Source organism: Acinetobacter sp. D009 (assembly GCF_038562025.1).
In the GTDB taxonomy this organism is placed as follows: Bacteria; Pseudomonadota; Gammaproteobacteria; order Pseudomonadales; family Moraxellaceae; genus Acinetobacter; species Acinetobacter pittii.
Genome location: NZ_CP151886.1, coordinates 77,049 through 89,440, shown reverse-complemented (window position 1 = coordinate 89,440; position 12,392 = coordinate 77,049). Strand labels below are relative to the sequence as shown.

General features: G+C 41.3%; 10 protein-coding genes. 1 reads left to right on the top strand and 9 read right to left on the bottom strand.

Features of this window, described 5'->3' with window-relative positions; genetic code table 11:
• Positions 1 to 244: 244 nt before the first annotated feature.
• The 7 genes from hutG to hutC form a co-directional block, all read right to left on the bottom strand.
• The gene (hutG, locus tag AAC388_RS00400; RefSeq protein ID WP_342371055.1) at positions 245 to 1,165 is read right to left on the bottom strand and encodes a formimidoylglutamase; all 921 of its coding nucleotides are present in this window, start codon (positions 1,163 to 1,165) and stop codon (positions 245 to 247) included.
• Positions 1,166 to 1,175: 10 nt separating this feature from the next.
• Complete coding sequence (gene hutI, locus AAC388_RS00395; protein WP_342371054.1) at positions 1,176 to 2,381, bottom strand: imidazolonepropionase; 1,206 nt, start codon at positions 2,379 to 2,381, stop codon at positions 1,176 to 1,178.
• A gap of 51 nt (positions 2,382 to 2,432) precedes the next feature.
• Positions 2,433 to 3,845: an amino acid permease gene (locus tag AAC388_RS00390; RefSeq protein ID WP_005804358.1), complete on the bottom strand. Its 1,413-nt coding sequence runs from the start codon at positions 3,843 to 3,845 to the stop codon at positions 2,433 to 2,435.
• Positions 3,846 to 3,909: 64 nt separating this feature from the next.
• Positions 3,910 to 5,448: a histidine ammonia-lyase gene (hutH, locus tag AAC388_RS00385; protein WP_000421598.1), complete on the bottom strand. Its 1,539-nt coding sequence runs from the start codon at positions 5,446 to 5,448 to the stop codon at positions 3,910 to 3,912.
• An 87-nt stretch (positions 5,449 to 5,535) separates the two neighbouring features.
• The gene (gene hutU / locus AAC388_RS00380) at positions 5,536 to 7,203 is read right to left on the bottom strand and encodes a urocanate hydratase (protein ID WP_014207979.1); all 1,668 of its coding nucleotides are present in this window, start codon (positions 7,201 to 7,203) and stop codon (positions 5,536 to 5,538) included.
• A gap of 260 nt (positions 7,204 to 7,463) precedes the next feature.
• Positions 7,464 to 8,039: a HutD family protein gene (locus tag AAC388_RS00375; RefSeq protein WP_342371053.1), complete on the bottom strand. Its 576-nt coding sequence runs from the start codon at positions 8,037 to 8,039 to the stop codon at positions 7,464 to 7,466.
• Complete coding sequence (hutC, locus tag AAC388_RS00370) at positions 8,036 to 8,788, bottom strand: histidine utilization repressor (protein ID WP_014207981.1); 753 nt, start codon at positions 8,786 to 8,788, stop codon at positions 8,036 to 8,038. The genes AAC388_RS00375 and hutC overlap by 4 nt, the downstream gene beginning before the upstream one ends.
• A 352-nt stretch (positions 8,789 to 9,140) precedes the next feature.
• Between hutC and AAC388_RS00365 the strand changes: the two genes are divergently transcribed.
• Positions 9,141 to 10,253, top strand: a complete 1,113-nt coding sequence (locus AAC388_RS00365) for an acyltransferase (protein WP_342371052.1) — start codon at positions 9,141 to 9,143, stop codon at positions 10,251 to 10,253.
• A 33-nt stretch (positions 10,254 to 10,286) separates the two neighbouring features.
• Here AAC388_RS00365 and zigA read toward each other — a convergent pair whose 3' ends face one another.
• Both zigA and AAC388_RS00355 read right to left on the bottom strand, forming a co-directional pair.
• On the bottom strand, positions 10,287 to 11,552 hold the full coding sequence (gene zigA, locus AAC388_RS00360) for a zinc metallochaperone GTPase ZigA (protein WP_342371051.1): 1,266 nt from the start codon (positions 11,550 to 11,552) through the stop codon (positions 10,287 to 10,289).
• 142 nt (positions 11,553 to 11,694) lie between these two features.
• Positions 11,695 to 12,381 carry a D-Ala-D-Ala carboxypeptidase family metallohydrolase gene (locus AAC388_RS00355; RefSeq protein WP_342371050.1) on the bottom strand — a complete coding sequence of 229 codons (687 nt, stop codon included), beginning with the start codon at positions 12,379 to 12,381 and terminating at the stop codon, positions 11,695 to 11,697.
• Positions 12,382 to 12,392 lie beyond the last annotated feature (11 nt).

Here is a 12,392-nt window from a genome sequence, read left to right as displayed (position 1 = left end):
CAGAAATATTTAACAAAGGTTAAAATAAAGACAAAACAAATTACGTGCCAAGCAGCATATAAAATGGTGTAAAAATCGAGTATTTTTTTAACTAGATGATTTTATAAATTAATTTTCTTTTTAATTATATTATTTATAGTTGCTATCTATATTCCACATCTGACTTTAATAGACCAAGAACTTAAAAAAAGTGCATATGAACGATCTCAGTGCACTTTTTCATTTCTACATTAAAAATTGTTTCTCAAGAAAACAAATATTGATAAACAATATATGCAGCCAGTTTTGCTGTTCTATTGTCTAAATCAAATTTTGGATTGCACTCAGCAATATCTAAAAGTTTGATTTTCCCAGTCTCTTGAATATGCTTAAAAATTGCTTCAAAAGTAGCTAAATCAATTCCTTTTACAGCAGGTGCACTGACCCCTGGTGCAACCGCAGCCGTGAAGACATCTAAATCAATCGTAACGTACAAATAGTCTACTTTTTCAATAAAAGCATCAACCGCTGCAAGCACGTTTGATAGGTTAAAAATATTAACCTCATGATCGCGTAAATATGAACAATTTAGCGCATCGGCTGTATCAAACAAAACTTTAGTATTGGCATGGTTCGCGACCCCAATACATAAATAATTAAATTGTTTTTGATGCTGTTCTGAAAGTCGAGCTGCCTGTAAAAATGGTGTTCCAGAGGTGGCATGCTCTGCTTCACGTAAATCAAAATGGGCATCGAAATTAATAATGCCTATTTTTTTATCTGGTGCGTGGGCTTGTACATATTGGAACAGACCACTAAAGCTACCAAATGCAACTTCATGTCCACCACCCAATACAATCGGCTTTAAACCATTTTGCAAGCTGTTTGCGACTTGTTCAGCTAACTCAGCTTGTGCTTGCTCTAAATTCTCAGATTCGCAGGTCACCGTACCCAAATCGACAATACTGACTGGACGATGGATAGGTAAATTGGCAAGCTGATTACGGATTGCATCTGGTGCATCGGCAGCGCCGACTCGGCCTTTGTTACGTTTCACACCTTCATCAGAACTAAAACCAATCAGGGCAAATTCAGCAGGTTGGGTTTTATTCATAATATGGTGAATACGTTGGTGTGCTTCACCTTCGCCATCATGTCGGCCTTGCCATTTAAATGTGTGATTCATGTGCCACCGTCTAAAAAATAACTTCTTGTCCATGCTGAACGACTCGCTTAGGCAAATCTCCGCCCAGCCAGTAAACAATTTCAGATGGATGCTCAATATCCCAAGCCGCAAAGTCAGCGACTTTACCTTGCTCTAAACTGCCGTGTGTTTGCTCTAAACCGAGCGCTTGTGCAGCATGAATGGTGACACCTGCTAATGCTTGCTCAGGCGTTAAGCGGAAAAGTGTGCTGCCCATGTTGAGCATTAAACGTAAAGAAAGTGCTGGAGATGTACCCGGATTTAAATCACTCGACAGCGCAATACGCACACCATGTTTAATCAGGCTTTCAATTGGTGGGTATTGTGTTTCACGCAATAGATAAAAAGCGCCCGGTAATAACACTGCAACCGTGCCCGACTCTGCCATGGCTTTAACATCATCTTCGGTCATGTACTCTAAATGGTCAGCCGACAAAGCATGATAACGTGCTGCCAAACTTGAGCCACCTAGCGATGAGAGCTGCTCAGCATGAAGCTTAACGGGCAAACCTAATGATTGTGCCGTTTTAAAAACACGTTCAACCTGAGCTGGTGAAAAGGCTAAATGCTCGCAGAACGCATCAACTGCATCGACTAAGCCTTCAGCATGCAGTTTAGGCAGCATTTCTGTACATATATGCTCGATATAAGCATCGCTTTGGTCTTTGTACTCTGGCGGTAACGCATGTGCAGCCAAGCAAGTGCTTTTTACCGTCATTGGTAAAGCTTCACCAATTTGACGGATCACACGCAGCATCTTGCGCTCATTTTCGTAATTGAGTCCGTAGCCAGATTTGATCTCGATGGTTGTAACGCCGTCTTGTTGCATACAGCGAATACGCTTAAGAGCTGATTTCAGTAATTCTTCTTCGCTGGCTTCACGCGTTGCACGTACTGTACTGGCAATGCCACCACCGCTTGCTGCAATTTCAGCATAGCTCACACCTTGCAAGCGTTTTTCAAACTCAACACTACGGTTGCCACCAAAAACACTATGCGTATGACAGTCGATGAATCCCGGGGTTACCCAAGCGCCATTTAAGTTAACTGTTTCGGAATAAGTGTCGGCAGGAAGTTGTTGTTGTTTTCCAATCCAGTGAATGAGATGCCCTTCTGTGACGATTGCAGCATCTTCAATGTAGGAATATTGCCCATTTTGCATGGTCGCAATGTGGCAATTTTGCCAAAGTTTTTTCATTCGCCTTTCCTCAAAACTGCCCAATAGTTAAACCATTGGGCAGTTGACTTGTTAGCTTTCTATCTCGATATTTTGCGGAATTGAATTATTTTGCTTTCCCGAATTTTGCTGAGGTTTGACCCAAATACGATAAGCGATCATTAACAGAACAAGCCATGTGATTCCCACATAAATTGCAGGGCGTGAATCTGGGAAATACCCCATCATGACTAAAATGAATACCATAAAACCAATTGCAAACGCAGGAGCATACGGCCAACCAATAACGGGGAAATCCAATGCCTTAATTTCAGCAGTAGACAACTTACGGCGCATCGCGACTTGCGAAAGCAAGATCATGAGCCACACCCAAACGGTTGCGAAAGTTGCAATTGAGGCAATGATCATGAATACATTTTCAGGAATCAGGTAGTTCAGCACTACACCAATTAATAGCACGCCAGCCATAACCACTACAGTCATCCATGGCACACCATTACGTGATAATTTCTGGAAAACTCGAGGCGCTTGACCACGGTTTGCCATGCCATAAAGCATACGACCAGCACCAAATACATCACTATTAATCGCTGAAACAGCAGCAGTAATCACGACAATATTTAAAATTGTAGCTGCTGATTGAATGCCCAAATTCTCAAAAATCTGTACAAATGGACTACCTTGGCTACCAATTTGATTCCATGGGAAAATCGACATCAGTACAAAAATGGTCAACACATAGAAAAGTAAAATACGTACTGGAACTGCATTAATTGCTTTAGGTAAGGTGGTTTTCGGATCTTGTGATTCACCTGCTGTAATACCAATAATTTCGATACCACCGAAAGCAAATACAACCACAGATAAACATGCAACTAAGCCTGCAATCCCATGCGGCATAAAGCCATCATAAATCCATAAGTTTTGAATACCCGGTACCACACTGCTATGGTCAGCATGGAAACCGTAGAACATTAAACCGATTCCACCTAAAATCATGGCAACAATAGCGCTCACCTTGACAATAGAAAGCCAAAACTCGAGTTCGCCAAAGACTTTAACGTGAATGAGGTTAATTGCACCCAAGAACATAATCAGGGATAAAATCCAGATCCACCGTGGTACATCGGGATACCAGAACCCCATGTAAATACCAAAAGCAGTGACATCAGCCAACGCCACAATGATCATCTCAAAAACATAAGTCCAGCCTGTCGTAAAGCCAGCCAATGGACCAATGTACTGTGAAGCATAGTGGCTAAATGAACCAGAGACAGGGTTTTGGACAGCCATTTCACCCAATGCGCGCATAACGATATAAATTGCAATCCCTGCAACGATATACGCAAGTAATACTGAAGGCCCTGCCATTTTAATGGCAGTTGCCGAACCATAGAAAAGCCCAGTTCCAATTGCTGAGCCCAATGCCAAGAAACGAATGTGGCGGGTGTTTAAACCCCGCTGTAGTGTGGAGTTTTGTGACATTATAATCTCCAATCCTTGAGGATATTTAGTTAGATTCGGCCACTCCATGTGACCGTTTTATCAATCACACTTCAGATAAACTAGGGAGTAGTTTTGGAATAATTAACTCGTTTAAGCAGCCGCTTGAGAGTAATTCACTTGCTTGCTCAATATCAGGAGCAAAGAAACGGTCTTCACTGTAGTAAGGCACTTGAGCGCGCAAGATTTTACGAGCTTGTTCAAGTTTAGGCGAGCTTTTTAGGCCTTCACGGAAGTCTAGACCCTGACAAGCACCTAACCATTCAACAGCTAAAATGCCACGGACGTTGTCAGCCATATACCAAAGACGTTTACCCGCATTTGGAGCCATTGATACATGGTCTTCTTGGTTAGCTGAAGTTGGCAAGCTATCCACACTTGCCGGATGTGCAAGCGCTTTATTGTCACTTGCAAGAGCAGCAGCGGTAACTTGAGCAATCATAAAGCCCGAGTTAACACCACCATTTGCCACCAAGAACGGTGGAAGTTGTGACATGTGACGGTCCATCATCATCGAAATACGACGTTCAGACAGTGAACCAATTTCTGCAATTGCCAAAGCTAGATTATCGGCTGCCATTGCAACAGGTTCTGCATGGAAGTTACCACCAGAAATCACGTCACCTTGTTCAGCAAACACAAGCGGGTTATCAGATACAGCATTTGCTTCAATTTCTAGTACTTCAGCAGCCTGACGGATTTGGGTTAAACATGCACCCATCACCTGTGGTTGGCAACGTAAAGAGTATGGGTCTTGAACTTTGCTACAGTCTTCGTGTGAATGTGCAATTTCACTCGAGTCTGTTAAGAGATCACGATAAGCCGCAGCTACATCAATTTGACCACGTTGACCACGTACTTCATGAATACGAGCATCAAATGGTGCACGTGAACCCAGCATTGCTTCAACGCTTAAGCCACCACAAACTGTTGCAGCTGCAAATAAATCTTCCGCTTCAAATAAGCCGCGTAAAGCATAAGCGGTCGAAACCTGAGTACCATTTAGAAGAGCCAAACCTTCTTTAGCTGCTAAAGAAATCGGTTCTAGACCTGCAACTTTTAAAGCTTCAACTGCTGGTAACCATTCACCTTTATAACGTGCCTTACCTTCACCAAGTAACACTAAAGACATGTGTGCAAGTGGTGCCAAGTCACCTGAAGCCCCTACTGAACCTTTCAGTGGAATGTGTGGGTAAACTTCGGCATTAATTAAAGCCAACAAAGCATCAATCACTTTACGACGAATACCAGAGAAACCACGCGCCAAGCTATTTGCTTTCAATAGAATAATTAAACGTACCATTGCATCATCAAGTGCTTCACCTACACCTGCCGCATGCGAAAGAACCAATGAACGTTGTAACTTTTCTAAATCTTCAGGAGCAATTTTGGTTGAAGCAAGTAAGCCAAAGCCTGTATTAATGCCGTAAGCTGTACGTCCTTCATTTACAATTTTCTCAACGCAAGCCACGCTTGCATTAATTGCAGATGAAGCACTTTCATCTAATTTAACTTTGATCGGGTTGAGGTAGGCTTGACGTAAATCGGCTAAGGTCAGTTTTCCCGGTTGGATCAATAATTCCATGTTGGCTTCCTAATTTTTTGCACTATATTCTGCTGAGACGGTGCTTTTCACAATTGCAAAAAGCACCGCCAGTTCTTCCGTGTATTTTTATTGCGTGATCATTGGCAAGTGTAGGCCTTGCTCTTTCGCACAGTTAATCGCAATTTCATAACCTGCATCGGCATGACGCATAACACCTGTTGCAGGGTCATTGGTCAGTACGCGAGCAATACGTGCAGCAGCTTCATCTGTACCATCACACACAATCACAACGCCTGAGTGTTGAGAGAAGCCCATACCTACACCACCACCGTGATGTAAAGACACCCAAGTTGCACCGCCCGCTGTATTGAGCAACGCGTTTAATAAAGGCCAGTCTGATACTGCGTCTGAACCGTCTTGCATTGCTTCAGTTTCACGGTTTGGACTTGCAACCGAACCTGAGTCTAAATGGTCACGACCAATCACAACTGGTGCAGACAATTCACCGCTACGAACCATTTCGTTAAATGCCAAACCAAGTTTTGCACGTAAGCCTAAACCTACCCAGCAAATACGCGCTGGTAAGCCTTGGAAGCTAATACGTTCACGTGCCATGTCTAACCAGTGATGTAAATGTTCATCATCAGGAATTAACTCTTTAACTTTGGCATCTGTTTTATAAATGTCTTCTGGATCACCAGAAAGCGCTGCCCAACGGAATGGGCCAATACCACGGCAGAACAATGGACGGATGTATGCAGGTACGAAGCCTGGGAAATCAAAAGCGTTTGCTACACCTTCTTCTTTCGCCATTTGACGGATGTTATTACCATAGTCAAATGTTGGAACACCCATTTTTTGGAAATCAAGCATCGCTTGTACGTGCTTCGCCATCGACTGTTTTGCAGCTTTTACAACAGCTTCCGGTTCAGTTTTCGCACGTGCACGGTATTCATCCCAAGTCCAGCCTACTGGTAAGTAGCCATTAAGTGGATCGTGTGCACTTGTTTGGTCAGTCACCATGTCTGGACGTACACCACGGCGTACAAGCTCAGGTAAAATTTCAGCAGCGTTACCATGAAGCGCAATTGAAATTGCTTTACCTTCTTTTGTATAACGGTCAATACGTGCTAAAGCGTCGTCTAAATCAGTCGCTTGTTCGTCTACATAACGGGTACGTAAACGGAAATCGATACTTGCTTGTTGGCATTCGATGTTTAAAGAACACGCACCTGCAAGTGTTGCAGCTAAAGGCTGAGCGCCCCCCATACCACCTAAACCTGCGGTAAGAACCCAACGGCCTTTTAAATCACCGTTGTAGTGTTGGCGGCCTGCTTCAACGAAAGTTTCATAAGTACCTTGTACAATACCTTGGCTACCAATGTAGATCCATGAACCTGCTGTCATTTGACCGTACATTGCAAGTGCTTTTGCGTCTAACTCGTTAAAGTGTTCCCAGTTTGCCCAGTGCGGTACAAGGTTTGAGTTTGCAATTAAAACACGTGGTGCATCTTTATGAGTTTTAAATACACCTACTGGCTTACCTGATTGAACTAATAACGTTTCATCAGTTTCAAGATTTTTTAAAGTATCTACAATTTTGTCGAAACATTCCCAGTTTCGTGCTGCACGGCCAATACCACCGTATACAACCAACTCTTTCGGGTTTTCTGCAACGTCCGGATCAAGGTTATTCATCAACATACGTAATGGAGCTTCAGTTAACCAACTTTTAGCCGTCAATTCAGTGCCGCGTGGCGCACGAATTTCTACATCACGAAATTTTGTTGTCATTGTTGTCACAGGCGGACTCCTTCCTTTGAGCTTACATCAGCAGAACATCACTTGTTTCTGCATTTGTATAGTAATGTATTAACTTGTATATACATCTATATACTACACAAATATTTTTCGGCGTGAAGAGGGTGACTGATATTTTTTTAATAAAATTGAATAAGCTTATGAATTAAATTAATTTATTTTTATATCAAGCATAAAAAAAGCACATATCTTTTAAATCGACACGTGCTTTTTAAGTAGTAAATTATATTGTTTTATCGTTGAATTAGCTCCATGACATAGCAGCTTTTGAGTTGTTTTTTGGGAAAACTAATCGATGTCACGCCAGCGTTTTTCTCAATTTTTAGTGTTTCTTGAGCAGCAAGCTGAACGGAATGATCATCAACGTTCACTTCCGTTTCACTACCCTGATTAAAAATGAAAATCAGGTCTGCCGAACTGATAAATGCCTGCTCCGCTGCATCATTCAACCACTGAAAACGAGCATGAAACTTTGCAGGATCATAAATTAAATTTAAATCTCGAATTGCACCGTCGACCAGTTCACTTTGGACCTGACTCTCGCCATGGAAAGCAAAAATATCGCCTTGGTTCAGCGTTTTGGCAGGAAGATCATCGACATGCAGTACCATACCCTGTCCATCGAGTACGCTAATAATGCGCTGCTTATTGGGAAATAGCGAAAATGACCCAGAAGTGGTCACATCTGCCATCGAAATACGCCAATCGAAATCAGCTTCACCTTGGCTTCTGGCAATTTCTAAAGTAAAACCTGCACCATTTTTCCAAAGCATTTTTGTATATTGATCGGCCCTGATCAATTCAATCATGGATTAAATTTCCCTTCGAGATAGTAGCGGCTACCCGGATAAATCAAACGTGCACTTGAAATGAGTTGTTTATTTGACCATGTACGACGGCGAATCAGTAAGCATGGCTCAGCTTTAGTAATCTTCAACCACTTACACTCTTGAGGAGATGCTAAAACGGCCTCAACAATATGCTCACCTTCTGACACAGGTGCTTTTGCCATGAGGTAAGCATTCGGGGTAATGGTTTTAAAATCTTGTTCTAAATAATCTGGAATCAGTGCTGCATCAACTAAACGATCTTCGACCTGAACAGGTACATCATTTTCATAATGCACAATAATCGAATGAAATAATCTTTGCCCTTCACGAGTCTGCATTAACACGCTTTGCTCTGCATTTGCATAAACTTGTTCTAGGACTAAAACTTCAGCGTGGTGCTTATGGTTTCGTGCAATAATCTCATCGGCAATATTATTAATTTGAAAAAGTGCAGTTCGGCCTTGCCCTTCAGCTACGAAAGAACCAACGCCCTGAATTCGAACGAGTAAGCCTTCTGTTGTTAACTCACGTAGCGCACGGTTTACCGTCATACGGCTACAGCCGAGTTGATTAACCAGTTCACTTTCCGAAGGAATTTTTTTATTTACAGCCCACGAACCTTCATAAATCTTTTGTGAAATCAGCTGTTTTACGCGTTGATATAAAGGAACTGGACTATCAGCTTCAATCGAAAGCTCAGCATGTTCTTGTTTTGATGTTCTGGGCATAACAAATACTCAAAAAGGCGGCAGGCAAAAAGGTATTTTAGTTGACATGCTATGTATATACAACCACATACAACATGTTAATTTATGAATTAAATAGATTTTAAAAAGTTTAAAAAATAAACATAGTTCGATAAGAGCTAATTTAAAGTTTTATGTAGAGAAATTCAAATATATTAGGATTTTATCAATATTTATTTAATAGTTATTTCTGCTAAGCCAGTGCCCCATCCAAGAAAACAAAAATATCATTTTTTCTGGTTTACGAAATGATGCTTAAAACTTTTATTTAAAATAACTGATCGATAGTATTCTTCTGCCACACAGTATATTAATAAAACTGGAAGCACATCGAATGCGTAATTATAAAATAGATATTCTGCGTGGAATGTCTATCCTTTTGGTTCTTTTACATCATTTTAATATTCCCTATAAACTTAAAGATACATGGTTAGGTTTTGATTTCTTAGGTGAAGCATTTAGCACAGTCATCGCAAGAAATGGAAATTATGGCGTCACCATGTTTTTTGTGATTTCGGGTTTTTTAATTACCCATCACACTTTAAAAAGAGATAAACAATTTTCCGCAATTAACCTCAAGCATTTTTATATCCGACGAGCAGCGCGTATTTTACCGTGTCTGTTATTACTCATTTTAGGTGTAAGCATACTCGGTTCGTTTGACTTAAAACCCTTTATGAACCAAGCTCCAAATGGCATTGAAGTCTCTTATCCACTAACAATATTTGCAGCTTTAACCTTCTGGATGAATATCCTGATTATTAAATTCGGTTGGGTAAACTACGCTTTGGGCGTGTTGTGGTCACTCTCTGTAGAAGAAGTTTTTTACTTTATTTTCCCATTATTGTGCCTACTCACACGTAGTAATAAGGTCTTTATTGCTTTACTTGTTGGCGTAATTTTATATGGTCCTTATTTTAGATCTCTGCATTTTGGAGAAGAAAGCGGCGCTTATTTATATCATTATTTTTCAAGTTTTGACGGCATAGCAATTGGCTGTTTAACGGCGATTTTTTCTCATACATATCGCCCAGATTGGACTTATAAGAAACCTCTTTCATGGTTAATTATTTTGAGCATGACCACTCTATATTTATATGCACCAATTAAAGAAGTTAGCACATGGGGTATTAGCTTATTTGCTCTTGCCACAGGCTTACTGATTTTGTGTTTTCAACATCCTGCTGGAACGCAAGCGCATAGCCTATTTACCAAAGTGATGGTCTGGTTGGGGCAAAGAAGTTATGAAACTTATTTGTTTCATCTGGTTGTGCTGGGCCTTATGAAAGTTGCTTTTATTCCGGCCCAAACCGACTCTAGCATCAAAATTATGCTTTTAATTAGCTATCTGGTTTTGACTTTTATCATCAGCGCAGCGATTGAAAAATACTATTCAACTCCGCTCAACAACTATATTCGAAAGATTTTCATTAAAGATAAATCATAAAAATAAGCCCCTTTAAAATAGGGGCTTATTTAATTAAGCAATCAACATGGTTTCATCATCTTGCTTAAAAGGGTTCGACCAGCTCTGCCAAACTTGTGGTCCTAAAGCCATTTCTTCATCGCTTAACAAGCAACGATCTAAGCGCTGTATTAACGCTTGCTCATCCATTTGCATACCAATTAAAACCAGTTCCTGACGCGCATCTCCTGTGCGTGCATCCCAATTTTTCTTAATTTCTTCAATACTGGCTAGGTCACTCGGCCAGTCTTCTTCTGCAACGGCGGCCCACCAATAACCTGCTAAGCCGTGTCGAGCCATTGCACCCGCTTGTGACCATGAATAAGCCAAGGTAGGGTCAGTAGCCAACCAGAAAAAGCCTTTGGAACGTACGACTCCCGGCCATTCAGCCTGCACCAAATCATAAAAACGTTCTGGGTGAAAAGGTCGGCGGGCACGGTAAACAAAGCTACTGATTCCATATTCTTCAGTCTCTGGCGTATGCTCACCACGTAACTCTTTTAACCAGCCTGGTGCTTGGGCAGCTTCATCAAAATCGAATAGCTGTGTATTTAAGATTTTGTCTAAAGCGACCTTTCCAAATTGAGCAATTTCAATTCGGGCACGCGGGTTTAACGTTTTTAAAATGGCGATGAGCTGGTCTTGCTGAGCCCGATCAATCAGATCAATTTTATTCAGCACAATCACATCACAAAACTCGATTTGATCAATAAGAAGATCGACTACAGTTCTTTCATCTTGCTCACCTAATGATTCGCCACGTTGTTGCAGTGAGTCAACTGAACTGTAATCTTTAAGAAAATTAAAAGCATCGACTACCGTGACCATGGTGTCGAGTCGAGCGAACTCATTTAGCGAGTTTCCATCTTCATCTTCAAAGGTAAACGTTTCTGCCACAGGTAACGGTTCTGAAATGCCAGTTGACTCAATGACTAACTGGTCAAAGCGTCCTTCATCGGCTAAACGTCTCACCTCAACCAGTAAATCTTCTCGTAGCGTACAACAGATACAGCCATTACTCATTTCAACCAGCTTTTCATCCGTTCTTGAAAGCTCTGCCCCACCTTCACGTACTAATGCCGCATCAATATTCACCTCAGACATATCATTGACAATCACGGCAATACGGCGGCCTTCACGATTATTTAAAATATGGTTGAGTAATGCGGTTTTTCCTGCACCCAAAAAGCCTGATAAAACAGTGACGGGAAGCTTGGCAAATGAGTTGGCGATTGCAGTGCGCATGGCTTGATCTCTTCGAATAATATTTAAACTGATCATGGCTGGCCATTTAGATATGGCCAGATCACAGGCGTAATCTATTTCTAAACCATATTAATGTTATGTTATAACATAACTATTGATCAAGTTTTTATTCCGCTTTTGTTTGGGTCAATTTACTTAGTCGTTGAAAAAATTGCTTTTATAGTCCCTGACAAATTGAGGTTTTGTAGTGATGGTCAGGCCCCCATGCACGGAATCCTTGGCTATCAATATGGATTTGTCCTGAAGCATAAACACCCAGTCCCATATTAAGCTCTTGACCTTTAGTCGCCCAGAACTGACAAAGTTTGGTTTTGGTTTGTTGAATATTAAACTGGTCTAAATCACTCGGCTGTTCTGGTCCAATTCGAAAATCAAGCGCTGCATTAAAGACATGTCGAGAAGCATCAGCACCACCCGCACAGCGGTTTAGATATAACGCTCGGTAGACCGAAGTCACTTCAAAATCATTAATTACACCATCCTCAACTAACGCTTTTAAAATACTAAGTGTCGGAACGATATTGGACCAAATCTCGCGTGGTGGCACTGCGTAAGGCTCAACTCCACATTTTTGCCAATCTCGAGCTGAGCGTAATAACTCATGGTCTGGCACTAAATCGGCAAGTCCCTTTTGCTTAAGAAATTGCTTGTAAGCTTGCACAGACTGTCGATGGTCTGCTGTTGCTAACCACGCAACATACGCCTCGGGTTGAGGCTTTATTCTGACCACTGTTTTTGTAGGTTGAGGTAAAGTTGTTTGGGTATGCAGAGGAATTGTTGGCTTGGGAGTTTGAGTGCTACATGCTGTGAGAGATAATAAAATTAAACCTAAATAACGCTTCATAAATATGCTCT

Bases quoted from the DNA above. Each gene is read 5' to 3' on its own strand.
- hutG (WP_342371055.1), bottom strand. From the start codon at position 1,165: ATGAATCACACATTTAAATGGCAAGGCCGACATGATGGCGAAGGTGAA.
- hutI (WP_342371054.1), bottom strand. From the start codon at position 2,381: ATGAAAAAACTTTGGCAAAATTGCCACATTGCGACCATGCAAAATGGG.
- AAC388_RS00390 (WP_005804358.1), bottom strand. From the start codon at position 3,845: ATGTCACAAAACTCCACACTACAGCGGGGTTTAAACACCCGCCACATT.
- hutH (WP_000421598.1), bottom strand. From the start codon at position 5,448: ATGGAATTATTGATCCAACCGGGAAAACTGACCTTAGCCGATTTACGT.
- hutU (WP_014207979.1), bottom strand. From the start codon at position 7,203: ATGACAACAAAATTTCGTGATGTAGAAATTCGTGCGCCACGCGGCACT.
- AAC388_RS00375 (WP_342371053.1), bottom strand. From the start codon at position 8,039: ATGATTGAATTGATCAGGGCCGATCAATATACAAAAATGCTTTGGAAA.
- hutC (WP_014207981.1), bottom strand. From the start codon at position 8,788: ATGCCCAGAACATCAAAACAAGAACATGCTGAGCTTTCGATTGAAGCT.
- AAC388_RS00365 (WP_342371052.1), top strand. From the start codon at position 9,141: ATGCGTAATTATAAAATAGATATTCTGCGTGGAATGTCTATCCTTTTG.
- zigA (WP_342371051.1), bottom strand. From the start codon at position 11,552: ATGATCAGTTTAAATATTATTCGAAGAGATCAAGCCATGCGCACTGCA.
- AAC388_RS00355 (WP_342371050.1), bottom strand. From the start codon at position 12,381: ATGAAGCGTTATTTAGGTTTAATTTTATTATCTCTCACAGCATGTAGC.